A 24,104-nucleotide genomic window follows, 5' to 3' on the forward strand; every position below is an offset into this window, starting at 1 on the left:
CGATTCCCCGCGCGTCTGCTGCGCGGGTCAGCGTCCTCCGACAGCGGCTACCGTATCGACCATGGCTGTGGTCAGCAACTCGAGATCGACATCATTCATGATAAAGGGCGGCATGCAGTACACCAGCTTGCCGAAGGGGCGCACCCAGACCCCGCGTTCCACGAACAGCGGCTGTATCTGCTGCATGTCCACGGGCTCTTTCAGCTCGATCACGCCGATGGCGCCCAGGCTGCGCACGTCCGCCACGCCCGGTAGCTCCCGGGCCGGAGCCAGGCCGGCTTCGAGCCCGCGGTTGATGCGCTGTACACAGCGCTGCCAGGGCTGAGACAGCAACAGCTCGATACTGGCGACCGCGGTGGCACAGGCCAGCGGATTGCCCATGAAGGTGGGGCCGTGCATGAAGGCGCCGGCCTCGCCCTCGCTGATGCCGTGGCTGATCCGGCGGTTGCAAAGCGTGGCCGCCAGGGTCATGTAGCCGCCGGTCAGGGCCTTGCCCAGGCAGAGAATGTCCGGTTCCACCTCCGCGTGCTCCAGTGCAAACAGTTTGCCGGTGCGGCCGAAGCCGGTGGCGATTTCGTCGAAGATCAGCAGCACATCGAAGGCATCGCAGAGGCCGCGCAACTGCACCAGGTAGTCCGCCGAGTAGAAACGCATGCCGCCGGCACCCTGCACCACCGGCTCCACGATCACTGCCGCCAGCTCCTGGTGGTGACTGGCCAGCAGGTCCTCCATGGCGGCCAGTGACTGCTCGTCGCAGGGCTGGCCGAAGGGCACATCCGGTGCCGGTGCAAAATGCTGCCGGGCCAGCGCGTCGCCGAACAGGTGGTGCATGCCGGTGACGGGGTCGCACAGGGACATGGCGCCGAAGGTGTCACCGTGGTAGCCGTTGCGCAGGGCCACCAGTTTTTGCTTGCCCGGCTGGCCCACGGAATACCAGTACTGGATGGCCATCTTCATCGCCACTTCCACGGCCACCGAACCCGAGTCGCTGAAGAAGACCCGCTCCAGGCTGGGCGGCGTGATCTCGATCAGGAGCTGTGCCAGGCGCACCGCCGGCGCGTGGGTCAGGCCGCCGAACATGACGTGGGACATGGCCTGCAACTGCTTGTGTACGGCCCGGTTCAGGACCGGGTGATTGTAGCCGTGGATGGCGCACCACCAGGAGGCCATGCCGTCGATCAGCTCGCGGCCGTCGGCCAGGGTCAGGCGCACGCCCTCGGCGCTGGCGACCGGGTAGACCTCGGGCGTGTCCGTTGCCGACGCGTAGGGGTGCCAGATGCTGGCCGCATCACCTGCCTGCAGCTGCGCCCAGCCGGGCTTGCGGGCGCTCACAGCAGCTCCAGCAGGCTGGGCAGCAGCCTGTCGAGGAGCAGGGGCTGCGCCTCGACGGTGGGGTGGATGCCGTCATCCTGCATCAGGCTGGCGTCGGTGGCGATACCGTCGAGAATAAACGGCAGTGCCCGGGCCCCGGTTGCCTCCGCCACAGCGGTAAAGCTGTCGCGAAATGCTGCAGTGTAGCGGGCGCCGTAGTTCGGCGGGATTTCCATCGCCAGCAGCAGCACCTCGGCGCCGGCGTCCTGGGCCAGCCGGGTCATGCTGGCAAGATTGTCGCGGATATTGGCCGGCGGGTAGCCGCGCAGGCCGTCATTGCCGCCGAGTTCGAGCAGCACAATCGCGGGCTCGTAGCGCGCCAGCAGGTCGGGCAGGCGGCGCAGGCCGCCGCCGGTGGTCTCGCCGCTGATGCTGGCATTGACCACCCGGTAATGGGGATGGCTGTCCTGCAGGTGTTCTTCCAGCAATGCTACCCAGCCCTGTTCCAGAGACATGCCATAGGCTGCGCTGATACTATCCCCGAGCACCAGCAGGGTTCGCGCTTGTCCGGCTGCCGCTGGCAGCGCCAGCAGGCCGCACAATCCGATAACGAGCGAGCTGCGTAACAGTGCGAAAAGGAATCGCTGCATGATCAAGGCTGAAAATCTCCAGAAACGTGTCCCCATGGCCGGGGGCGAGCTGGAGATACTGAAAGGGATCACACTGGAAATCAAGTCGGGGGAGTCGGTGGCGATCATCGGCGCCTCGGGTTCGGGCAAATCCACCCTGCTGGGTCTGCTGGCGGGGCTGGACGAGGCCAGTGGTGGCCGGGTGGTGATCAATGACACCAATATCAGCGCCCTCGACGAGGATCAGCGCGCACTGTTTCGTGGTCGGGAAGTGGGCTTTGTGTTCCAGTCCTTCCAGTTGCTGCCGGCCCTGACCGCGCTGGAGAATGTGATGCTGCCGCTGGAATTGCAGGGGCAGGCGGACGCCCGCAAGCAGGCCCGGCATTTCCTTGAGCGGGTCGGCCTCGGTCCGCGGATACACCACTACCCGCGGCAGATGTCCGGCGGCGAACAACAGCGGGTCGCCATCGCCCGTGCCTTTGCCAACAGCCCGGCCATCCTCTTTGCCGACGAGCCCACCGGCAACCTGGACACGACCACCGGCAGCCATATCGTCGACCTGTTGTTCGAACTCAACCGGGAGCAGGGTACGACCCTGGTGCTGGTCACGCACGATCACGCCCTGGCGGCCCGCTGTCAGCACCGGTTCCGGCTCGATGCCGGTGCCCTGGTCGAAGGCGACTAGCCCGTGTTCATGACGGCGACCCGCATGCTGGCGCGGGACTGGCGCGGCGGCGAGCTGGGGGTGCTGATCGCGGCCCTGGTGCTGGCGGTGGCGGTGGTAGCTGGCATCAGCGCCTTCACTACTCGGCTCCAAACCGCGCTGGAGCAGGAGAGTCATCGCTTCCTGGCGGCAGACCGGGTGGTGCGCAGCGGCAGCGACATGCCTGCGGATTGGCTGGCAAAGGCGGACGAGTTGGGTCTGCAGACGGCACGGGTGCTGACCTTTCCCTCCATGGTCTACGCCGGTGACGAGGATATGGTGCTGGCTTCGGTCAAGGCGGTCACTGCCGCCTATCCGCTGCGCGGCGAGCTGCGTTACAGCGAACAGCCCTTCGGCACCGTGTTGAGCGCCAGCAGCGGCCCGGAGGCGGGGACGGTGTGGCTGGATTCACGGCTGTTCCCGCTGCTGGATGTGAGCATTGGCTCCCGGATCGCGGTTGGCGAGGCCGAGTTCACCGTGGCAGCGGCAGCCCGCACGGAGCCCGACCAGGGCGGGTCCTTTCTCGGCCTGGGCCCCAGGGTGCTGATGCACTACGACGATATCGCCGCTACCGGCGTGGTGCAGCCGGGCAGTCGGGTCGAGTATCGGCAACTGTACGCCAGTGACAATGCCGCAACGCTGGACCAATTGCTGGACTGGCTGCGGCCGCAGTTGCAGCCGGGGCAGCGCCTGCTGGACGTCAGCGATGGCCAGCCGGGCCTGGGGGAGGCGCTGCAGCGGGCAGAAAGCTTCCTGCTGCTGGCGGGTAGCCTTGGTGTCGTGCTGGCGGGAGTGGCGATTGCCCTGGCGGCGCGACGCTTCAGCGAACGTCACAATGATTATGTCGCCATCATGAAGAGCCTGGGCGCGACCTCCCGGGACATTACCCGGCTCTACGGCAGCAGCCTGTTGCTGTTGGGTCTCATTGCCACCGTGCTGGGTTGCGGCCTCGGCTGGGCCCTGCAACAGAGCTTTTTCAGCCTGTTTGGCGAACAACTGCCGGTACAGCCAGGTCCCGCCGGGCTGCGCCCCTACGGCATTGGTGCTGCGACCGCCCTGGTGTGCCTGCTGTGCTTTGCCTGGCCGCCCCTGCGGCGCCTGAGCCTGGCCAGTCCGCTGCGGGTTCTGCGCCGGGACATGCCGTCGGAGCAGCGCCGCACGCTGACCGACTACGCGATCGGCCTGGCCGCGGTCAGTGGCCTGATGTGGTGGTACAGCGGCGACTGGATGCTGACCGCGGCGGTGCTGGCGGGGCTGGCGGCGACGGTGGTGCTGGGGCTGGTGCTGGCTCTCACCCTGTTGCGGGGTGGGCGCCTGGTGGGCATGAGCGCAGGCAGTGTCTGGCGCCTGGCCTTTGCCGGCCTGCAGCGGCGCGGCACCGCCAATGCCCTGCAGGTAGTGATTTTTGCCATGGCGATCATGCTGCTGCTGGTGCTGTTGCTGGTGCGAACCTCGCTTATTGACGCCTGGCAGACCCAGCTGCCCGAGGATACTCCCAACCACTTCGCCCTCAATATTGCCCCCGAGGAAGTGCAGGCAGTGGAGCAGATGCTGCGGGCCCGGGACGTGCCCGGGGCCACGCTCTCGCCGATGATTCGCGGCCGTATTCTCAGTGTCAACGGCGCAGATCTGCCGCGGCGGGAAGAGGCAGAGGAGGAGGGGCGGCGCCAGCGCGAGGCCAACTTTACCTGGTCCGACCAGCTGCCCGCGAACAATACCTTGTTACAGGGGGAGTGGTGGGCATCCCGCAGCGACGCCAGGGAGGTCTCGCTGGAACGCGAGTTTGCCGAGCGTTTTGGCGTCACTCTCGGTGACCGCATCGGTTTCCAGGTAGGGTCCGAGCCCTTCGAGGCCACGGTGACCAGCATTCGCGAAATTGACTGGCAGTCCTTCAATCCCAATTTCTGGCTGGTGTTCCCGCCGCGATTGCTGGCGCCCTATCCGGCGACTTTCATGACCAGTTTTTATCTGGAGCCGGAGCAGAAGCCGTTCTTAAACCAGTTCATTCGCCGCTTCCCCACGGTGTCGGTGATCGAGATGGACGTGGTGGTGGCGCAGGTCCGCGGCATTGTCAGCCAGGTGTCGGCGGCGGTGGAACTGGTGCTGGGCGTGATCATGGTGGCCGGTGCCCTGGTGCTGGTGGCCGGGGTCCAGGCCAGCGTCGATGCGCGCATGCACGAGAGCTCCATCCTCCGCGCTCTGGGTGCGCGCCGGCGCCTGGTGCTGGGCGGTCTGCTGATCGAGTTTGCTGCCATGGGGCTGTTCGCGGGCCTGCTGGCCACGGTCGCGGCGGAACTGTCCGTCTACATTCTGCAGGCGCAGGTGATGGGCATGCAGTACGCACCCTCGCCCTGGGTGTGGCCGGTGGGGATAGTGGTGGGCACGGTGCTGATCGCCGCACTCGGTGTATTCAGCTGCCGCAAGGTGGTGTCCAGCCCCCCGCTGGCGGTATTGCGGGAACTCTGACCCGCGCACCGGTTCGTGATCGCCCGCGGAGCGGGCTCCTACCCTGTGGGAGCGCACTCCGTGCGCGATCGCCCGCGGACAAGGTGAATGGTCGCGCAGCGGACAGAGAGGGTGGCCTGGGCCAGCGGGCTCCTGCATGAAAACCTGCCCTCAGGGAGCGGCGGCGTGGCTGCTGATACCCGTGATGAAGGTCTGCACCCCGAGCTCTACCTGCCGGGGCAGGTCGATGTGACGCTGGAACAGTTCCGGTGCATCCACCAGCAGGGTGGCTAGGCCGTGGATGCCGGCCCAGGCGGCGTTGGTGAGATAGGCGAGGTCCTGCTGCCGGAAAATGCCCTGTTCGATACCGCGGCGGAGGATGGACTGTACCTGCTGGAAGGTGTCGCGGCTCGCCTCGCGCAATTCCGGCTGGGAATCCGGGTGTACGGAAGGGCCAAACATGAGTTTGAACATCTGCGGATACCGGCCCGCGTACGCGACATAGGCATGGGCCAGGGCCTGCAGCTGCTCTCGCGGGGATTCCCCGGTCGCAGCGGCGGCCTCGCGCAGGCTGGACAGGAGGCGACGATAGCCGACGGCGGCCATGGCGGCCAGCAAGTCGCTTTTGTCGCTGAAGTGGCGGTAGGGCGCGGTCTGGGACACGCCGATCCCGCGGGCCAGTGCCCGCAGGCTCAACGCTTCCGCACCCCGGATCTCCAGTTCGTCTACCGCCGTGTCCAGCAGCTCTGCTCGCAGGTTGCCGTGGTGATAGCTTTTGTGTCCGGCCGCTTGCCTCACGCCGTGCCGCCCCTAGGGCAGCAGGTGCTGGACTGCGTCCCGCTCCTCGGCCAGTTCCTGTTCCGTCGCCTGCATTTTCCCGCGGCTGAAGTCGCCGACCTCGACGTCCTGGACGATTTCCCAGTTACCGTTGTTGCAGCGGCAGGGGAAGGAGTAAATCAGGCCTTTGGCAATGCCGTAGGAGCCGTCCGAATAGACACCCATGGACACCCAGTCGTCGCCCTCGGTACCCAGCGCCCAGGAGCGCATGTGGTCGATGGCAGCATTCGCCGCTGACGCAGCGGAGGAGGCACCGCGGGCCTTGATGATCGCTGCGCCACGTTGCTGCACGGTAGGAATGAAATCGTTTTCGTACCAGCTCTGGTCGACCAGGGCGATGGCCTTCTCGCCACTGACTTCGGCGTTGAACAGGTCCGGGTACTGGGTGGCGGAGTGGTTGCCCCAGATAGTCATTTTGGTGACGTCGTTGACGGTCTTGCCGGTCTTCCGGGCGATCTGGCTCATGGCGCGATTGTGATCCAGCCGCGTCATCGCGGTAAAATTGCGGGGGTTGATGTCCGGTGCGTTGCGCTGGGTGATCAGGGCATTGGTGTTGGCGGGATTGCCCACCACCAGCACCTTGATATTGCGACTGGCGTGGGCGTCGATGGCCTTGCCCTGCACCGAGAAGATCGCGGCGTTGGCTTCCAGCAGGTCCTTGCGCTCCATGCCCGGGCCGCGTGGGCGCGCGCCGACCAGCAGGGCGTAATCGGCATCCTTGAAAGCGACGTTCGGGTCGTCGGTGCAGATAATGTCGGACAACAGCGGAAACGCGCAGTCATCCAGCTCCATCCTGACGCCGTTGAGGGCTTCCATTGCCGGGGTGATGTCCAGCAGCTGCAGGATAACCGGCTGGTCTTCGCCCAGCATGTTGCCGGCGGCAATACGGAACAGCAGCGCATAGCCAATCTGGCCGGCAGCGCCGGTAACGGTCACTCGTACGGGTGCTTTCATCGGGAGAGAATCCTCAGCGGTCGGGTGGATAGGGATTGCGGGGTCGACATTGTCGAGTTAAACGGGTGAAAAAACAACCCGCTGCCTGTAAAATGCGCAGCCACACAGGTACCCGAAGCAGGCAGGTCGTGCGCGAACTTTCCCGGAAAGAAAGGCTGGAATTCAACAAGTTGCAGAAGCGCTTGCGGCGCAATGTGGGCAATGCCATCGCCGACTACAACATGATCGAGGCCGGTGACCGGATCATGGTCTGTTTGTCAGGGGGCAAGGATTCCTATGCCATGCTGGATGTGCTGATGGCGCTGCGGATCAGCGCGCCCATCGACTTCGAGCTGGTGGCCGTGAACCTCGACCAGAAACAGCCCGGGTTCCCTGAAGACGTGTTGCCCGCCTACCTGGAGCAGCTGGATATTCCCTGGTACATCCTGGAAAAGGATACCTACAGCATCGTGCGCGAGGTCATCCCCGAGGGCAAGACCACCTGTGGCCTCTGCTCGCGCCTGCGCCGCGGCAGCCTGTATGGCTTCGCCCAGGATATCGGCGCAAGCAAGATCGCGCTGGGCCACCACCGCGACGATATTGTCGAAACCCTGTTCCTGAACATGTTCTTCGGCGGCAGCCTGAAGGCGATGCCGCCGAAGCTGCTCTCCGACGACGGGCGCAACGTGGTGATCCGACCGATGGCCTTCTGCAAGGAGAAGGATCTGGTGGCCTACGCTGATTACAAAGCCTTCCCTATCATCCCCTGCAACCTCTGCGGCTCCCAGGAGAACCTGCAGCGGGTGCAGATCAAGCAGATGCTCAAGGACTGGGAGCGCCAGTATCCGGGGCGCACAGAAACCATATTTCGCAGCATCTGCAATGTCGCCCCCTCGCAGCTGGCCGACACCGCGCTGTTTGACTTCAGCAAGCTGCGCGTCGAGGTCGACCAGGACCTGCACTTGCCCGCTATCCGCGTAGTCAATCTCTAGTGGATCACGCGGCAAGTGCGGGCGAGACCCCTGGCGGGGCGCTGCTGGAAGCCGAGAGTCTGGGCCTGGAGCGAGGTGGACGCCAGCTGTTCAGTGATATCGACCTGCAACTGGGCCCCGGTGAGCTGGTGCAAATCGAGGGTGCCAACGGCGCCGGCAAGACCAGCCTGCTGCGCATTCTGGCGGGGCTTTCCCGCTACGGGTACAGCGGTCGTGTCAGCCGCCATGCCCAGCAGCTGTTCCTCGGACACCACAGCGCGGTCAAGGGCCTTCTGACCCCGCGCGAGAACCTCGCCTGGCACATAGCCGGCGAGGCCGAATTCAGCGCCGGGGAAATTGACCAGGCGCTGGCGGCGGTAGGCCTTTACGGCTACGAGGACGTGCCCAGCCACGCACTGTCGGCCGGGCAGCAGCGGCGCGTCAACCTGGCCCGCCTCTATCTCTCCCGGGCTCCGCTGTGGCTGCTGGATGAGCCCTTCACGGCAATAGACCGCGGCGGTGTCGCCGAACTGGAGGCGCGCCTGGCCCTGCATCTGGCTGCCGGTGGTTCAGTGTTGTTGACCTCCCACCAGCAGGTGGCGGTGCCTTACCCGCTGCTGCGGCTGGACCTGGCCACGGGCCTGTTGCAATGAGGGCCGCCGGCAGCGCCGCGTTCTGTGGCCGCCTGCTGCGGCGGCAGCTGGTCCTGGGCCTGCGTCGGCCGGTGGAGATCGGCAACCCGCTTCTGTTTTTTGCCATGGTTATTGTCCTGTTTCCGCTGGGCCTGGGACCGGCACCGGACACCCTGGCTGCCTTTGCCCCCGGCATTCTCTGGATCGTGGCCCTGTTGTCGAACCTGCTCACCTCCGAGGCCGTGTTTCGCGGGGACTTCGAAGATGGCAGTCTCGAGCAGCTGCTGTTGGCGCCACAGCCCCTGTACCTGTCCGTGCTGGCCTATGTGCTGGCGCACTGGCTGTTGACCGGGTTCCTGCTGGGGCTGCTGTCGCCCCTGTTCGCACTGATGCTGGGGCTGGATGTGGCCGCGATTCCGGCCCTGGCGGGCAGCCTGCTGTTGGGCACGGCGGTGCTCAGCCTGGTCGGCGGGATCGGCGGTGCGCTCACGGTCGGGCTGCAGCGCGGTGGCATGCTGATCTCCCTGCTCATCCTGCCGTTCTACATGCCGGTGCTGATCTTCGGCAGCGGGGCAGTGCAGGCAGCACTGGCGGGAGTCCCGGCCGCACCTTACCTGGCCATTCTCGGGGCCATGCTCTGCATGGCGGTGGCACTGGCGCCGCTGGCGATCGCCGCCGGTCTGCGTATCAGCGTCGACACCTGAGCGATTTCCGCCGATTCACATTGTTCGGCGCCCGGGTCGCTGTATAATTGCGCGCCTATGTGGTCACTCTTCCATAAGTTTGGTTCTCCTCCCTGGCTCTATCGCCTGTCCGGGTCCATTCTGCGTTGGCTGTTGCCCATCACCATCATCGCACTGGTGGTCGGGGCGGTGTGGGGCGTCCTGTTCACGCCACCCGATTTCCGCCAGGGCAACAGCTACCGCATTATCTACATCCACGTGCCGGCGGCGGTGGTCGCCCTGGCCGGCTACTATGTGATGGCCATTGCCGGTGCGGTCAGCCTGATCTGGCGGATGAAAATGGCGGACGTCGCCATGCGTGCCTGTGCCCCGATCGGTGCCGCCCTGACCTTTGTCGCCCTGGTGACCGGCAGCATCTGGGGCAAGCCGACCTGGGGGACCTGGTGGGTGTGGGACGCCCGCATCACGTCCATGCTGATCCTGTTCTTTCTCTATCTCGGGGTTGTCGCCCTGTATGAGGCTTACGAGAACAAGGAACTGGCAGCCAAGGCCTGTGCGGTATTGAGTCTGGTCGGCACAGTGAACATTCCCATCATTTACAAGTCTGTAGACTGGTGGTACAGCCTGCACCAGCCGGCTTCGATCAAATTTACCGGGGGCACGACCATTGATCCGAGCATGCTCTACCCGCTGCTGTTCATGATCATTGCCTTCTATGCGCTGTTTACCTGTGCACTGCTGATGAACATGCGAGCTGAGATATTGCAGCGCGAACAACGAACGGCCTGGGTCAGGCGGTTGGCGGGGGCGGGAGAGCCGGACTGATGTATTTTGAATCCCTGGCCGCAGCCCTGCAGATGGATGGCCACGGCGCCTTTGTCTGGTCCGCGTATCTGATTACACTTGGGGTCATCGTATTTATTCTGTACGCACCGCGGCGCCGGCAACGGCGCTTCCTGCGGCAGTTGGAAGGGCAAATAAGGCGCAGCGGTGGCAAGGCCCCCGACGCCGGCAAGGAGGTTTGATGCACCCCGTTCGCAAGCAGCGCCTGTATCTCGTCCTGTTCCTGGTGTTTTTCTCCAGTGCCGCCATTGGCCTGGTCACCTTTGCCCTGCGCGGCAATATCAACCTTTTCTACCCGCCAGTGGAAGTCGTCGCGGGCCTGGCCCCGGTGGGCCAGACCATCCGTGTCGGTGGCATGGTGGTGGATGGCAGCGTCCAGCGCAGCAGCGATAGCCTGGAAGTGCGTTTCCAGGTGACCGATTACGAGGCTGTGGTCCCGGTGGTCTACACCGGCATCCTGCCGGATCTGTTCGGTGAGGGGCAGGGCGCGGTTGCCTCCGGCAAGCTGGATGAAGACGGCGTCCTGCAGGCTGCGGAAGTCCTGGCCAAGCACGACGAAAACTACATGCCGCCCGAAGTGGCGGAGGCGCTGGAAGCATCGAAAGCGAGAATGGCCGAGCAGGCCGCAAAGCAGGAGTATGCGCGATGATTCCCGAGTTTGGTCACTTCGCCCTCATCCTCGCCTTTTGCCTGTCGGTGCTGCTGTGCACGGTGCCACTCTGGGGTGCCTGGCGCGGCAATGCGACAGCCATGGCCCTGGCCCCCAACCTGGCGATCGGGATTCTGGTTTTTGCGGCCATCAGTTTTGCCTGTCTCTCCTGGGCTTTCATGCAGGACGACTTCTCGGTTGAGGTCGTGGCCAACAACAGCAACAGCCTGCTGCCCTGGTATTACAAGTTCTCCGCGGTGTGGGGCAACCATGAGGGCTCGCTGCTTCTGTGGATCCTGACTCTCGCCATGTGGACCTGCGCCGTAGCTGTCTTCAGCCCGCAGTTGCCGCTGCTGATGCTGTCGCGGGTACTGGCGGTGATGGGCTTTGTCGGGGTCGGCTTCATGGCCTTCTCGCTGTTCACCTCCAACCCCTTTGCACGCCTGCTGCCCGGGACGCCGGTGGACGGGCAGGACTTGAACCCGCTGCTACAGGATTTTGGCCTGATCATCCATCCGCCCTTGTTGTACATGGGCTATGTCGGTTTTTCGGTGGCTTTCGCCTTCGCCATCGCAGCCCTCCTGGGCGGGCGTCTGGACGCGGCCTGGGCGCGCTGGTCCCGACCCTGGACCAATGTCGCCTGGGCCTTCCTGACCCTGGGGATCATGCTTGGCAGCTGGTGGGCCTACTACGAGCTTGGCTGGGGTGGCTGGTGGTTCTGGGATCCGGTCGAAAACGCGTCTTTCATGCCCTGGCTGGCGGGCACCGCACTGATCCACTCCCTGGCGGCGACGGAAAAACGCGGCCTGTTCAAGAGCTGGACCGTACTGCTGGCCATTTTCGCCTTCTCTCTCAGCCTGCTGGGTACCTTCCTGGTGCGTTCCGGGGTGCTGACCTCGGTACATGCCTTCGCCACCGATCCCGCTCGCGGCCTGTTTATCCTGGTGTTCCTCGGTATCGTGGTGGGAGGTTCCCTGATTCTCTACGCCCTGCGGGCACCGGCGGTGAGCAGCCGGGTCGGCTTTGCCTGGCTGTCGCGGGAGTCGCTGTTGCTGGTCAATAACGTGGTGTTCCTGGTGGCAACCCTGACGGTCTTGTTCGGCACCCTGTTCCCGCTGCTGATGGACGCGCTTGGGCAAGGCAAGTATTCCGTGGGTCCGCCCTACTTCAACGCCGTATTTGTGCCCCTTATGGCGCTCTTGATGCCTTTCATGGGCATCGGGCCGGTTTCCCGCTGGAAGCAGGACAGCACCAGCCGGTGGCGGGCGGAACTGCTGGTTCCGGCCATTGCTACGCTGGTCTGTGCCCTGACCCTCCCGCTGCTACACGATGGGGACTACAACCTGTGGGTGGCGCTGGCCATCCTGCTGGCGGGCTGGGTGGTATTCGGGATGCTGCGCGATCTCGCCAACCGGGTGCGCAATGCCAGCTCTATCGGCGCCGGCCTGCGCCGTCTCGCGCTCAGCTACTGGGGGATGTTTGTGGCCCACATCGGCTTCGCGGTGACCGTGATTGGAGTCGTGGTCACCAGCCAGTTCAATATCGAGCACGATCTCAAGATGACCCCCGGCACCAGTGATACTATCGCCGGTTACGAATTTCGCTTTCTGGATGTACGCGGCGTGCAGGGCCCGAACTTTGTCGCCGATGAAGCGCGCTTTATCGTCTATCGTGATGGCCGCGAGGTCGTGCGCCTGGCGCCGCAAAAACGCCGTTACCTGGCCAGTGGCGACGTCATGACCGAGGCCGCGATTGACGACGGCTTCTTCCGCGACCTGTTCGTCGCCATGGGAGAGCCGGTGGGTACAGACGGCGCCTGGGCTATCCGCCTGCACTACAAACCCTTTGTCCGCTGGATGTGGGGCGGCTCGGTGCTGATGGCTCTGGGCGGTTTTGTGACCGTCGCCGACAAGCGTTACCGGCGCCAGCGCAGTGCCGCGCGTGACGCCCTGCTGCAGGGAGGGGTCCGTGGCGCCCAGGCTTAAGCTGTTCCTGCCGCTGATCCTGTTCGTGGTGCTGGCGGCATTTCTGTTCCGCGGCCTGTCGCTGGACCCCACAGCATTGCCCTCGGCCCTGATCGACCGACCGCTGCCGGACTTTCAGCTCACCGGGCTGGCCGATGACCGGCCCCTGACCCGCGCCGATGTCATTGGCGAGGCGGCCCTGTTCAACGTCTGGGCCACCTGGTGCATTTCCTGTCGCGTTGAACACCCCTACCTGCAGCAATTGGCTGACAGCGGCGTTCCCATCTACGGCATTAATTACAAGGATGAGGACGAGGCGGCTCGCCGCTGGTTGCGGGATCTCGGCGATCCTTACCTCGTCAATATCGTCGATCGTGAAGGTACCCTGGGCGTGGACCTCGGCGTTTACGGAGCTCCTGAGACCTATCTGGTGGATGCCGAGGGTGTCATCCGTTATCGCCATGTTGGCGTCATCGACGAGCGTGTCTGGCGCGATACCCTGGAGCCCCTCTGGCGGGAAATTCTCGCCCTGGAGACAATGCCATGAACGCACTGCGTACAACTGCGCTGGCCCTGTGGATACTGCTGCTGGCCCTGCCGGCGGCAGCGGTCATCGAAACCTACGAGTTCAGTGAACCGGAGCTGGAAAAGCGCTATCGCCAGCTCAGCCAGGAACTGCGCTGTCCCAAGTGCCAGAACCAGAATATCGCCGATTCCAATGCGCCGATCTCCCAGGACCTGAGGCGGCTGCTGCATCAGCAGCTGGAAGCGGGCGCCAGCGACGGGGAGATTCTCGAGTACATGGTCGCACGCTATGGCGAGTTCGTGCGCTACCGGCCGGCCTTCAATGCCGCCACTGCGATCCTGTGGCTGGCGCCAGTGCTGTTGCTGCTGGGTGGCGCCGCGGGTTTGCTGATGCTGCTGCGCGGCCGCAAGCAGTCGCCGGCCACGCTCGACAGTAACGACCAGGCCCGGCTCACGGCCCTCCTGAAAACGGCGGAGAAAGACGCTTGACCACATTCCTGCTTGCCTGTGCCGGCCTGATCCTGCTCAGTGGCCTGTTCTACCTCTTTCCCGGCTGGGCCATGCGCCGGCCCCTGGACGATGGCGCCCAGGCCAATGTTGACTGGTACCGACTGCGCCGCCGCGAACTGGCGGAAGAGGGTGACGCCGGCCTGGAAACCGATGCCCAGCTGCGCTTGCTGGAAGACCAGCAGGAGCCGCTGGAGACTCCGCAGCCATATTCCCGGGCGTCGTTCCCGGTCTGGGTGTTGTTGCCGCTGGTGGCAGTGATGGCCGGCATCCTCTACTACCAGTTGGGTTCGGTCGCGGATGTCAGGATCGGTGGCCAGTTGGCGACGCTGGACGAAAACGCCGGCGAAGATGAAATGCTGGCACTAATGGCGGCGATTGAGAAGCGCTCCGGCCAGCGTCCGGACAATCTGCACTATCTGGCCCTGTTGGGGCGTTTCTACATGGGCCAGGGCGATTTCATCATGGCAGCGGAAACCTACAACAGGTTGGCCATGGCGGCGCCGGAGGATGCCCAGGCCCTCGCTTACGCCGCCCAGGCGCGCTACCTCGCCAGCGGCCGGAGCCTGGATCCTGAGTCGCAGGCCCGGGCCGAGCAGGCGCTGGCGATCAATCCGCACCAGCGCACGGCGCTGGGATTGCTGGGCATGGCCGCTTTTGAGCGCGAACAGTTCCGCGCCGCGATCCAGTACTGGGAGAGATTGCTGGCGATGGAAACTCCGGGTGGCGAGGGTGCGCAGATGATTGCCGGGGTGATTGCCGAGGCCCGCGAGCGTCTTGGCGAACCGGCCGTCGCCAGTGCAGGTGAGCCGGAAGTGCAGGCCGGTATCGGCGTCAGCCTGCGGGTCGCTGCGCCCGAGGGGGTCGCATTGAACCCCAGAGACACTGTCTTCGTGCTGGCGCGTTCAGCGGCCAGCGACAGCCGCATGCCGATCGCGGTACAGCGACTCCAGGCGAGCCAGTTGCCGGCGACCCTGCGCCTGGATGACAGCAACTCAATGGCCGGGCAGAAGCTGTCCGAGGCCGGCGAGGTCGTGGTGGTGGTGCAGGTCTCTCCCGATGGCACCCCCGGAGAAGAAGGCGCCAGTTGGCTGGGCCGCGCCGGACCGCTGCAGCCTTCGCTGTCCACAGAGCCGCTGGCTATTACCCTGGAGCCCCGGCAGACCTGAGCGGGCTTTCGCCAGCCACAGGCGTAGTGTTGTCCAGGGAAGTTGGATACACTAGATGTTGTGGTCATGGGTCGGCGATCAGCGCTTTTTTCAAGCGCTATTTTCGTTTAAAAACAGCGCGTTATATAAGTCAATTAAAGTGATATGCGATTAAAGTCCATCAAGCTCGCCGGCTTCAAGTCCTTTGTCGACCCGACAACGGTCAACTTCCCCAGCAACATGTCTGCCGTGGTGGGCCCCAACGGCTGTGGCAAATCCAATGTCATTGACGCCGTGCGCTGGGTCATGGGCGAGAGCTCCGCCAAGAACCTGCGCGGCGAGTCCATGACCGATGTTATCTTCAACGGTTCGGTCAATCGCCAGCCGGTCGGCCAGGCCTCCATCGAGCTGGTCTTCGACAACAGCGATGGCGGGGTTGGCGGCGAGTACGCCAGTTACGCGGAAATTTCCATCCGCCGCCTGGTGACCCGGGAAGCCCAGTCCGAATATTTCCTCAACGGCAGCCGCTGCCGCCGCCGCGACATTACCGACATTTTCCTCGGCACCGGTCTCGGGCCGCGCAGCTATGCAATTATCGAGCAGGGCATGATTTCGCGCCTGATCGAGTCCAAGCCCGAAGAACTGCGGGTGTTCATCGAGGAAGCGGCGGGTATCTCCAAGTACAAGGAGCGGCGCCGGGAAACCGAGAACCGCATGCGCCGCACCATGGAGAACCTGGAGCGGTTGACCGACCTGCGGGACGAGCTGCAGCGGCAACTGCAGCACCTGCAGCGACAGGCCCAGGCTGCGGAAAAGTACACCGAATTCAAAAGCGAGGAGCGTGCCCTGAAAGCGCAGCTGCAGGCTCTGCAGTGGCAGCAGCTGGACCGGCAGGTCACGGCCTGCGCCCAGGCCATCGCCGAGCTGGAAGTGAAGCTGGAAGCGGTGAATGCCGAGCACCAGCAGGTCGATACCGCGATCGAGCAGCGTCGCCAGGATCACAGTGAGTGCACGGATACCTTCAATCAGGTCCAGGCCAACTATTATACGCTCGGTGCGGAAGTGTCCCGTATTGAGCAGGTGATCAAGTTTCAGCAGGAGCGCGCAGGCCAGCTGAACGAGGATTTGCGCCAGGCCCTGGCCAGCCTGGAGGAATCGGGCCAGCACTTGCGCCAGGACCAGGAGAAGCAGGAGGCCTGGGAGGCGGAGCTGGAAACCCTGGCGCCGGAATTGGAGATGTTGCACGCGGTGGAGGAGGAGTCCGCCGCGGCCCTGCAGCAGGCCGAGGATGCCATGCTGCACTGGCAGCAGCAATGGGACGAATTCAACCAGCATGCCGCAGCGCCGCGGCAGCAGGCCGAAGTGCAACAGTCACGCATTCAGCACCTGGAGCAGGCCCAGCAGCGCTTGCAGCGGCGCATTTTGCAGCTGGAGGAGGAGCGGGCGGGCCTGGTCCAGGATGATGACGAACCCGGCCTGGAAGTCCTGGCGGAGGAAATCGCCCTGCTGGAAGAGCAGATGGCCGCGTTTGAGTCGCGCAGCGATGAGCTGCTGCAACAACTGGCGGCGGCCCGCGAGGAAGAGGGCAGTCTTTCCGGCCAGCTCAATGACCGCCGCTCGGGGTTGCAGCAATTGCGTGGCCGTCAGGCTTCCCTGGAAGCCCTGCAGCAGGCCGCCACCGAGGATCGGGATCAGGGTGTCAGCGCCTGGCTGGCAGCGCACCAGCTACAGGACCGGCCGCGCCTGCTGCAGCAGCTGCAGGTCGATGATGGCTGGCAGTTGGCAGTGGAGACCGTACTCGGCGACTACCTGCAGGCCGTCTGCGTGGATCAGCTGGAGGGTTATGCCAGCCTGCTGGACGATCTGCAGCAGGGGCAGCTGAGCCTGGTGGAAGAGGGCAGCGCCGCCGCCACTGGTCCGGGTTTCCTGGCCGGGCGGGTACGCGGCTCCGCCGCCGCCGTGAGCCTGTTGGCGGGGGTGCGGGTGGCCGACGACCTGCCTGCCGCCCTGGCGCTGCGGGCTGCGCTTGCGGCGGGCGAATCGGTGATCACCCCGGAGGGTATCTGGCTCGGTGCCGACTGGCTGCGGGTGAAACGGCCGGGCGAGCAGGAAGGTGGTGTGATCCAGCGCCGCCAGGAGCTGGAGCGGCTGGCCGAGACAATCGACATGACCGCGGAGCAGGTCGCCGAGCTGGAAGCCGGCCAGCTGCAGGCGCGGGAGCGGCAGCAGACGCTGGAGTCCCAGCGCCAGGACTGCCAGCGCGAGCTGCAGCAGGCTACACGGCAGCACTCGGAGGCGAGCGCGAAGCTGTCGGCGCAGCAGGCGCGGCTGGAACAGATCAGTGCGCGCCGGGAACGCCTGGGCGCGGAGATCGCCGACACCCGCGAGCAGTTCCGTCAGGAGCAGGAATCAGTCGCCGAGGCGCGGCTGTTGCTGGCCGCTGCCATCGAGCAGATGGAGCAGGATTCGCGCCAGCGCGAGGATCTGTTGACCCGCCGCGACGAAGCTCGCAGCCAGCTCGATGGTGTACGCCAGAAGGCGCGCCACGACAAGGATGTAGCCCACCAGGCTGCGATGCGCCACCAGTCCCTGCAGACCCAGTTGCGCGCAGTGCACGAGACGCTGGAGCGCACCCGCTCCCAGGTGGCGCAGCTGCAGGAGCGGCGCGAGACGCTGCAGGGCAGTCTGGCGGAGGCGGGCGATCCCCTCGGCGCCCTGCAGGAGGAGCTGGAAGCGCAACTGGCGCTGCGGCTGACATCCGAGGGCGAGCTGACCCGCGCCCGGCAGGCGGTCGCGGAAGTGGAGCACGCAATGCGCCAGGCAGAACAACAGCGTGCCGCCATCGAGCAGCGCGCCCAGAGCGTGCGCTCGGAGCTGGAGCAGCAGCGTCTGCAGCAGCAGGGCCTGCAGGTGCAGCGCGAGAACGTGCTGCGCCAGTTGCGGGAAGGCGAGCAGGATCTCGAACAGGTGCTGGCCGAGATGCCCGGGAACGCCGACGAATCCGAGTGGCAGCTTGCGCTGGAGCGGGTGGCCGCGCGCATCGCGCGTCTGGGGCCGATCAATCTCGCAGCTATTGACGAATACGCACTGCAGTCGGAGCGCAAGAACTATCTCGACGCCCAGAACGAAGACCTGGAGACCGCCCTGGAGACCCTGGCGTCCGCGATTCGCAAAATCGACAAGGAGACCCGCAGTCGCTTCCGGGAAACCTTTGACAAGGTCAACGCCGGCCTGCAGGAGCTGTTCCCGCGGGTTTTCGGTGGCGGTAACGCCTACCTGGAAATGACCGGCGATGACCTGCTCGATACCGGCATCACGATCATGGCGCGACCCCCGGGGAAGAAGAACAGCACCATTCACCTGCTTTCCGGTGGAGAGAAGGCGCTTACCGCGATCGCCCTGGTGTTCTCCATTTTCCAGCTTAATCCGGCGCCTTTCTGTATGCTGGACGAGGTGGATGCACCGCTGGACGACGCCAACGTTGGCCGCTACGCGCGCATGGTCAAGGAAATGTCCGCCAAGGTGCAGTTTATCTACATCACCCACAACAAGATCTCGATGGAGTTGGCGGATCAGCTGATGGGTGTCACCATGCACGAGCCGGGTGTATCGCGCCTGGTGACGGTGGATGTCGATGAGGCGGCGGAACTGGCGGCCAGCTAGAACAAGCGGAGGATGCGGGTGCAGCTGTGATGGACTTGACGATACGGGACTGGATGGTGATAGTCGGGGTGCTGCTTATCCTGGCGGTGCTGTTGGACGCCTGGCGCCGGGTTCGCAATGAACGCAGCTCCCCGGTGCGGGTGAAACTGGCGAACAGTGATACCGGTGCGACCGCGGTCGATGATGACATTGGCTTTCTGAAGGAGTTGCCCAACGGCGGGGCGCGGGTCGTTGAACGCAGGGACCTGCTGGACGCCACCGCCCAGAACAATGCGGACAAGGTCGAGCGGGCGGAACAGGCAGCCCGGGCCGAGCGCGCCGCGGGGCCTGTCGGGCGCGCCGTGCAGACACCGCCCCCGGCGTCCCCGCCGGCAGTGGAAACGCCCGCGGCCGGCAGCGATCCGAAGCCGGCAGTGGCGCCGAAATCGAAGCCGGCGAAGGCCGCACAAAAGCCGGCAGCGGCAGCCAGTGATGACGATGACCTGATCGCCGGTCTCAACACCCGGGAGGAGCCGGAAAACCTGGATTGGCTGGACGCGTTGGAAGCGGAAGAGCGTTCGCGTCCGACTGCCGAAGCTCCGGAACCGGGGCGCCTGCCACGGGATGTGGAGCCCGAGGTCTTCATGCTCAACGTGGTTGCGCGCAAGCCGGAGGGTTTCCGTGGCGACGATATCCTGCATATCCTGCTGGCCTGCGACCTGCGCTTTGGCGACATGAGTTTTTTCCACCGCCACGAGTTCGAGGCCGGACGCGGCGCCATCCAGTTCAGCGTCGCCAACATGATGCAGCCCGGTGTATTTGATATCGACAACATGTCGGATTTCACTACTCCCGGACTGGTGTTTTTTGTCACTCTGCCGGGGCCTGACGACATGATGAAAGCCTTTGACTATATGCTGGAAACGGCCCAGGCGGTGGCGCGCAATCTCGACGGCGACGTACTCGACGAAACCCGCAGCGCCTTGACGCGGCAGACCATGGAACACAGTCGCCAGCAGATCCGTGATCTCGAGCGGCGCCTGCTGGCCCGCTCGCGCTGAGGCGGCCGGGGTGGCAACAGTGGAAGCGGAGCTGTCGGCGGCAGACGAAGTCGCCGCTCTGCGCGAGCGGCTCGAGACCTGGAACTACCAGTACCATGTTCTGGACGAGCCCAGCGTGCCGGACGCCGAGTACGACCGCTGCCTGCTGCGCCTTCGTGAGCTGGAGGCAGAACACCCCGAGCTGCTCGACCCCGAGTCCCCAACCCGTCGCGTGGGCGCGACCCCCCTGTCCCAGTTCCGTCAGCTGCGGCACGAGCTGCCCATGCTGTCGCTGGAGAACGCCTTCGACGCCGAGGACATGCGGGATTTCAACCGTAGGCTGCTGGAGCGTCTCGGCAGGGACCCGGTGGACGAGCTGGAGTTCGCCTGTGAACCCAAGCTTGATGGCATTGCTGTCAGTCTCCTGTATCGCGACGGTCGCCTGCAGCGGGGCGCCACCCGCGGCGACGGTACCACCGGGGAGGATATCACTCACAACGTGCGTACGGTCGCGTCGGTGCCCCTGCGCCTGCGCGGTGGCGGCTATCCCCCGCTGCTGGAGGTGCGTGGCGAAATCTACCTGCCACGCACAGGTTTCGAGCAGCTCAATGCCGAGGCTCGCGCCCGCGGCGAGAAAACCTTTGTCAACCCGCGTAACGCCGCTGCCGGTAGCCTGCGCCAGCTGGACGCGCGTATCACCGCGCGCCGGCCCCTGCAGATGTGCTGCTACAGCGTCGGCCTGTATGAGGGTGGTGACTTGCCGGCCCGGCACTCGGAGGTGCTGGATCGTTTGCAGGTCTGGGGTCTGCGCATCAACAGCGAATCCCGGGTGGTTACCGGTATCGATGCCTGCGACGCCTATTACGAGGAGCTGGCTGCACGCCGCGCGGAGCTGCCCTATGACATCGACGGCATCGTGTTCAAGGTCAACGACCTCGCCCTGCAGCAGCGTCTCGGTTTTGTGTCCCGGGCGCCGCGTTGGGCCATTGCCCGCAAGTTCCCCGCCCAGGAGGAGATGACCCGGCTGCTGGCGGTGGAGTTCCAGGTTGGCCGGACTGGCGCCATTACGCCGGTGGCACGGCTGGAGCCAGTGTTTGTGGGCGGGGTCACGGTCAGCAACGCCACCTTGCACAACAGCGATGAAATCGAACGCCTGGGTCTGCGCATAGGCGATACCGTGATCGTGCGTCGGGCGGGGGACGTGATTCCGCAAGTGGTGGCCGTGGTCGCGGAGCAGCGGCCCGCCTCCGCGCGGCCGGTGGTGTTCCCGGATGCCTGCCCGGTGTGCGGTTCGGTGGTGGAACGGGCCGAGGACGAAGCCGTGCTGCGCTGCATGGGTGGGCTGATTTGCCAGGCCCAGCAGAAAGCCGCCATACGCCACTTCGTCTCGCGCCGGGCGCTGGACGTGGAGGGCCTTGGCGACAAGCTGGTGGAGCAGCTGGTCGATCGTGGCCTGGTGCGCAACGTAGCGGATATCTACACCTTGCCGCGCACGCAGTGGCTGGAGCTGGATCGGATGGGGGACAAGTCCGTGGACAGGCTGCTGCAGGCGCTGGAGAGGAGCAAGGCGACCACCCTGCAGCGTTTCATTTATGCTCTGGGCATCCGCGAAGTGGGTGAGGCCACCGCCGGCAACCTGGCGCGTCACTTTGGCAGCTGGGAAGCACTGGTGGCCGCCGATGAGGAGGCCCTGTTGGCGGTGCCGGATGTGGGCCCGGTGGTCGCCGACCACCTGCGCCAGTTTTTCGATTCTGCCGACAGCCTGGCCGTGGTGGCGGCACTGCGGTCTGCCGGTGTGCACTGGCCGGATCTGGAGCCGGTGGCAGCGGAGGCGCTGCCACTGGCGGGGCAGACCTGGGTGGTGACCGGGACCCTGGAAGCGCTGGGGCGCACTGAGGCCAAGGCTCATCTCGAGGCCCTGGGGGCGCGGGTGGCTGGCAGCGTCTCCGCCAAAACCCATACGGTGGTCGCCGGTCCCGGTGCCGGCTCCAAGCTTGGCAAAGCCACCGAGCTGGGCATTCCGGTCATCGACGAAGCGGCGCTGTTGGCGCTGCTGGCGCAGCACGGGGTGCAGCTGTGAGGTTGCTCTTCGCCCTGCTGCTCGCAGCCCTGTTGCCCGCCTGCGCCACGACCCCGCCGGCCAATGTGGACAATGCCTGCAGCATCTTTCGCGACAAGAAGGGCTGGTACGCCGATGCGGTCAAGGCGCGCGACGACTGGCACAGTCCGATTCCGGTCATGCTGGCGATCATGCATCAGGAATCGCGCTTTGAAGCCAGGGCCAAGCCGCCGCGGCGACGCTTGCTGGGCATCATTCCGGGGCCGCGGCCGTCGGACGCGTTCGGCTACAGCCAGGCACTCAACTCCACCTGGAAGAGTTATCAGCGCAGTACCGGTCGCTACCGGGCCAGTCGCAAGAACTTTGCCGATGCCATTCATTTTATCGGCTGGTACAACAACGAATCCCTGCACCGCAGTGGCATTCCCCGGGACGACGCCTACCGACTCTATCTCGCCTATCACGAGGGCCACGGCGGCTACAACCGCGGCAGCTATCGCGAAAAGGCCTGGCTGCAGGGGGTTGCCGGCAAAGTGCGCGCCCGCGCCAGCCAGTACCAGTCCCAGCTTGCTGCCTGCGAGAGTTCACTACCCCGGCGCCGCGGTTTCTTTGGCCTGTTCCAGTGAGTCCCGCAGTGGTTCAACAATCCTGTCGGCAGCGGCTAAATCCTCACAATGGCCGCTGATTGGAAGTCAATTGCGCTTCCGGGGAGATGAAAACATATCGCGTTTGTGACACACTTTTCCCCAGGTCGCACCGGTCGCGAAACCAACCCATAACGATGTAAAACAGGCATTTGCTGTGAATCCAACCGATATCAAGAACCCCGAGTACTTTCACAAGGTGGTCGATTGCCAGTACGCCTGCCCGGCCCACACGCCGGTGCCGGAGTACATCCGGCTGATTGCCGCCGGGCGCTATGACGACGCCTACATGATCAACTGGGAGTCCAATGTGTTCCCCGGGATTCTGGGGCGCACCTGCGACCGTCCCTGCGAGCCGGCCTGTCGCCGTGGTCGCATCGCCAAGGGCGAGGAGCCGGTGGCGATCTGCCGGCTGAAGCGGGTGGCGGCTGACAACAAGACCGACATCAAGGCCCGCTTGCCCGCGATCCCGGCCCAAAAGAACGGCAAGCGCCTCGCCCTGATCGGCGCCGGTCCCGCTTCCCTGACCGTGGCAAGGGATCTGATGCCACTCGGCTACAGCATCGATATCTACGACAACCAGTTCGCCGGCGGCGGCATGATGCGCAGCCAGATCCCGTCGTTCCGGTTGCCTGTTTCCGTACTGGACGAGGAAGTGGGTTACATTCTGGATACTGGCGTGGTCACCCATTTCGACACCGAAGTAACCAGCCTCAAGAGTATGCTGGAGAAGGACTACGATGCAGTCTTTGTCGGCACCGGCGCGCCCCGCGGCAAGGGCCTGAATCTGCCGGGCCTGGAGGAGGCGGGCAAGCAGGTCCACATCGGTATCGACTGGCTTGCCAGTGTGGCCTTTGAGCATACCGAGAGTATTGGCAAGCGGGTACTGGTGCTGGGTGGCGGCAATACCGCCATGGACTGCTGCCGCACCTCGCGCAGGCTCGGTGGCGAGGACGTGAGAGTGGTAGTGCGCAGCCCCTTCGCCGACATGAAAGCCTCGCCCTGGGAAAAGGAGGATGCCATGCACGAGGGCATCCCCATCCATGACAACCATGTTCCAAAGGAATTCGTTATCGAGGACGGCAAGCTCAAGGGCATGCTGTTCGAGAAAGTGGAGGCACAGTACGACGCCGACGGCAAGCGCAGCCTGGTACCCACCGGCGAGGACCTGGTGTTCATGGAGGCCGATGATGTACTGATGGCCATTGGCCAAGAGAACGCGTTTCCGTGGATCGAGCGCGACCTGGATATCGAGTTCGACAACTGGGATATGCCAGTGGTCGACCCGACAACGTTTCAATCCACCAATCCCAAAGTGTTCTTTGGCGGCGACGCCGCGTTTGGCCCCGAGAACGTGATTACGGCAGTCGCCCACGGCCACCAGGCTGCAGTCAGCATCGACCTGTTCTGTCGCGGTGAATCCGTCGCCCAGCGGCCGCCACCCTTCACCAATCTCGTGAGCCAGAAAATGGGCATTCACGAGTGGAGTTACGACAACGCGGTGGAAAGCGACAAGCGCTATGTGGTGCCCATGGCGCCGCTGGAGAAAACCCTGCGCGACCGCAAGCTTGAAGTGGAGCTGGGTTTTGACGCGGGTACCGGGTTCAAGGAGGCGGAGCGCTGCCTCAACTGTGATGTGCAGACGGTGTTCGATGCGCCGCGCTGCATTGAGTGCGATGCCTGCGTGGATATCTGTCCGACTGACTGCATTACCTTTACCGCCAATGCGGAGGAGCCGGAGCTGCGCCTGCAGCTGACTGCCCCGGCCGGCAACCTGGCCCAGGATCTGTATGTTTCCGAACACCTGCCGACGCAGCGGGTCATGGTCAAGGACGAGAACGTGTGTCTGCACTGCGGCCTTTGTGCCGAACGCTGCCCGACCACCGCCTGGGACATGCAGAAATTTCTCTACAGCGTTACCAAAGCGGGGCAATAAATC

21 protein-coding genes are annotated in these 24,104 nt (G+C 64.7%); 17 read left to right on the plus strand and 4 right to left on the minus strand.

Annotated features, from left to right (window positions below; all coding sequences use genetic code 11):
* Positions 1–27: 27 nt before the first annotated feature.
* Together bioA and RLO07_RS09345 are read right to left on the minus strand one after the other, a co-directional pair.
* Positions 28–1,332: an adenosylmethionine--8-amino-7-oxononanoate transaminase gene (bioA, locus tag RLO07_RS09340; RefSeq protein ID WP_462291861.1), complete on the minus strand. Its 1,305-nt coding sequence runs from the start codon at positions 1,330–1,332 to the stop codon at positions 28–30.
* A complete protein-coding gene (locus RLO07_RS09345) occupies positions 1,329–1,961 on the minus strand; it encodes an arylesterase (protein WP_462291862.1) in 633 nt (210 codons plus the stop codon). The genes bioA and RLO07_RS09345 overlap by 4 nt, the downstream gene beginning before the upstream one ends.
* On the opposite strand from RLO07_RS09345, the gene RLO07_RS09350 reads away from it, so the two are divergent.
* Together RLO07_RS09350 and RLO07_RS09355 are read left to right on the plus strand one after the other, a co-directional pair.
* Positions 1,960–2,625 (plus strand): ABC transporter ATP-binding protein, encoded by a 666-nt coding sequence (locus RLO07_RS09350; RefSeq protein ID WP_462291863.1) that lies wholly within the window; start codon positions 1,960–1,962, stop codon positions 2,623–2,625. The genes RLO07_RS09345 and RLO07_RS09350 overlap by 2 nt on opposite strands.
* A gap of 9 nt (positions 2,626–2,634) precedes the next feature.
* The gene (locus tag RLO07_RS09355) at positions 2,635–5,109 is read left to right on the plus strand and encodes an ABC transporter permease (RefSeq protein ID WP_462291928.1); all 2,475 of its coding nucleotides are present in this window, start codon (positions 2,635–2,637) and stop codon (positions 5,107–5,109) included.
* A 150-nt stretch (positions 5,110–5,259) separates the two neighbouring features.
* Here RLO07_RS09355 and RLO07_RS09360 read toward each other — a convergent pair whose 3' ends face one another.
* A complete protein-coding gene (locus RLO07_RS09360; RefSeq protein WP_462291864.1) occupies positions 5,260–5,886 on the minus strand; it encodes a TetR/AcrR family transcriptional regulator in 627 nt (208 codons plus the stop codon).
* Between the two features lie 12 nt (positions 5,887–5,898).
* Positions 5,899–6,879: a malate dehydrogenase gene (locus RLO07_RS09365; RefSeq protein WP_462291865.1), complete on the minus strand. Its 981-nt coding sequence runs from the start codon at positions 6,877–6,879 to the stop codon at positions 5,899–5,901.
* Positions 6,880–7,007: 128 nt separating this feature from the next.
* On the opposite strand from RLO07_RS09365, the gene ttcA reads away from it, so the two are divergent.
* From ttcA to RLO07_RS09440, 15 genes are all read left to right on the plus strand, one after another.
* The gene (ttcA, locus tag RLO07_RS09370; protein ID WP_462291866.1) at positions 7,008–7,850 is read left to right on the plus strand and encodes a tRNA 2-thiocytidine(32) synthetase TtcA; all 843 of its coding nucleotides are present in this window, start codon (positions 7,008–7,010) and stop codon (positions 7,848–7,850) included.
* Positions 7,850–8,482 (plus strand): cytochrome c biogenesis heme-transporting ATPase CcmA, encoded by a 633-nt coding sequence (gene ccmA / locus RLO07_RS09375; RefSeq protein WP_462291867.1) that lies wholly within the window; start codon positions 7,850–7,852, stop codon positions 8,480–8,482. Before ttcA ends, ccmA begins: the two co-directional genes overlap by 1 nt.
* The gene (gene ccmB, locus RLO07_RS09380; RefSeq protein ID WP_462291868.1) at positions 8,479–9,165 is read left to right on the plus strand and encodes a heme exporter protein CcmB; all 687 of its coding nucleotides are present in this window, start codon (positions 8,479–8,481) and stop codon (positions 9,163–9,165) included. Before ccmA ends, ccmB begins: the two co-directional genes overlap by 4 nt.
* 57 nt (positions 9,166–9,222) lie before the next feature.
* A complete protein-coding gene (locus tag RLO07_RS09385; protein WP_462291869.1) occupies positions 9,223–9,969 on the plus strand; it encodes a heme ABC transporter permease in 747 nt (248 codons plus the stop codon).
* Positions 9,969–10,169, plus strand: a complete 201-nt coding sequence (ccmD, locus tag RLO07_RS09390; RefSeq protein WP_462291870.1) for a heme exporter protein CcmD — start codon at positions 9,969–9,971, stop codon at positions 10,167–10,169. Before RLO07_RS09385 ends, ccmD begins: the two co-directional genes overlap by 1 nt.
* Positions 10,169–10,636 carry a cytochrome c maturation protein CcmE gene (gene ccmE / locus RLO07_RS09395; RefSeq protein WP_462291871.1) on the plus strand — a complete coding sequence of 156 codons (468 nt, stop codon included), beginning with the start codon at positions 10,169–10,171 and terminating at the stop codon, positions 10,634–10,636. Before ccmD ends, ccmE begins: the two co-directional genes overlap by 1 nt.
* A complete protein-coding gene (locus RLO07_RS09400) occupies positions 10,633–12,621 on the plus strand; it encodes a heme lyase CcmF/NrfE family subunit (protein WP_462291872.1) in 1,989 nt (662 codons plus the stop codon). Before ccmE ends, RLO07_RS09400 begins: the two co-directional genes overlap by 4 nt.
* Positions 12,605–13,147, plus strand: a complete 543-nt coding sequence (locus RLO07_RS09405) for a DsbE family thiol:disulfide interchange protein (protein ID WP_462291873.1) — start codon at positions 12,605–12,607, stop codon at positions 13,145–13,147. The genes RLO07_RS09400 and RLO07_RS09405 overlap by 17 nt, the downstream gene beginning before the upstream one ends.
* Positions 13,144–13,614 carry a cytochrome c-type biogenesis protein gene (locus RLO07_RS09410; protein ID WP_462291874.1) on the plus strand — a complete coding sequence of 157 codons (471 nt, stop codon included), beginning with the start codon at positions 13,144–13,146 and terminating at the stop codon, positions 13,612–13,614. The genes RLO07_RS09405 and RLO07_RS09410 overlap by 4 nt, the downstream gene beginning before the upstream one ends.
* A complete protein-coding gene (gene ccmI, locus RLO07_RS09415; RefSeq protein WP_462291875.1) occupies positions 13,611–14,801 on the plus strand; it encodes a c-type cytochrome biogenesis protein CcmI in 1,191 nt (396 codons plus the stop codon). The genes RLO07_RS09410 and ccmI overlap by 4 nt, the downstream gene beginning before the upstream one ends.
* Positions 14,802–14,945: 144 nt before the next feature.
* A complete protein-coding gene (gene smc / locus RLO07_RS09420) occupies positions 14,946–18,443 on the plus strand; it encodes a chromosome segregation protein SMC (RefSeq protein WP_462291876.1) in 3,498 nt (1,165 codons plus the stop codon).
* Positions 18,444–18,472: 29 nt separating this feature from the next.
* Entirely contained in the window at positions 18,473–19,483 is a 1,011-nt protein-coding gene (gene zipA, locus RLO07_RS09425; protein WP_462291877.1) for a cell division protein ZipA, read from the plus strand.
* Positions 19,484–19,493: 10 nt separating this feature from the next.
* On the plus strand, positions 19,494–21,542 hold the full coding sequence (ligA, locus tag RLO07_RS09430) for an NAD-dependent DNA ligase LigA (protein ID WP_462291878.1): 2,049 nt from the start codon (positions 19,494–19,496) through the stop codon (positions 21,540–21,542).
* Complete coding sequence (locus RLO07_RS09435; protein WP_462291879.1) at positions 21,539–22,147, plus strand: transglycosylase SLT domain-containing protein; 609 nt, start codon at positions 21,539–21,541, stop codon at positions 22,145–22,147. The genes ligA and RLO07_RS09435 overlap by 4 nt, the downstream gene beginning before the upstream one ends.
* A gap of 175 nt (positions 22,148–22,322) precedes the next feature.
* Positions 22,323–24,101, plus strand: a complete 1,779-nt coding sequence (locus RLO07_RS09440; protein ID WP_462291880.1) for an FAD-dependent oxidoreductase — start codon at positions 22,323–22,325, stop codon at positions 24,099–24,101.
* Positions 24,102–24,104: the final 3 nt, after the last annotated feature.

It is taken from the genome of Haliea sp., assembly GCF_040221975.1.
Taxonomy (GTDB): Bacteria; Pseudomonadota; Gammaproteobacteria; order Pseudomonadales; family Halieaceae; genus Haliea.

Bases quoted from the DNA above. Each gene is read 5' to 3' on its own strand.
- RLO07_RS09350 (WP_462291863.1), top strand. From the start codon at position 1,960: ATGATCAAGGCTGAAAATCTCCAGAAACGTGTCCCCATGGCCGGGGGC.
- RLO07_RS09385 (WP_462291869.1), top strand. From the start codon at position 9,223: ATGTGGTCACTCTTCCATAAGTTTGGTTCTCCTCCCTGGCTCTATCGC.
- ccmB (WP_462291868.1), top strand. From the start codon at position 8,479: ATGAGGGCCGCCGGCAGCGCCGCGTTCTGTGGCCGCCTGCTGCGGCGG.
- RLO07_RS09345 (WP_462291862.1), bottom strand. From the start codon at position 1,961: ATGCAGCGATTCCTTTTCGCACTGTTACGCAGCTCGCTCGTTATCGGA.
- zipA (WP_462291877.1), top strand. From the start codon at position 18,473: ATGGACTTGACGATACGGGACTGGATGGTGATAGTCGGGGTGCTGCTT.
- smc (WP_462291876.1), top strand. From the start codon at position 14,946: ATGCGATTAAAGTCCATCAAGCTCGCCGGCTTCAAGTCCTTTGTCGAC.
- RLO07_RS09365 (WP_462291865.1), bottom strand. From the start codon at position 6,879: ATGAAAGCACCCGTACGAGTGACCGTTACCGGCGCTGCCGGCCAGATT.
- ccmD (WP_462291870.1), top strand. From the start codon at position 9,969: ATGTATTTTGAATCCCTGGCCGCAGCCCTGCAGATGGATGGCCACGGC.
- RLO07_RS09355 (WP_462291928.1), top strand. From the start codon at position 2,635: ATGACGGCGACCCGCATGCTGGCGCGGGACTGGCGCGGCGGCGAGCTG.
- RLO07_RS09410 (WP_462291874.1), top strand. From the start codon at position 13,144: ATGAACGCACTGCGTACAACTGCGCTGGCCCTGTGGATACTGCTGCTG.
- RLO07_RS09400 (WP_462291872.1), top strand. From the start codon at position 10,633: ATGATTCCCGAGTTTGGTCACTTCGCCCTCATCCTCGCCTTTTGCCTG.
- ccmE (WP_462291871.1), top strand. From the start codon at position 10,169: ATGCACCCCGTTCGCAAGCAGCGCCTGTATCTCGTCCTGTTCCTGGTG.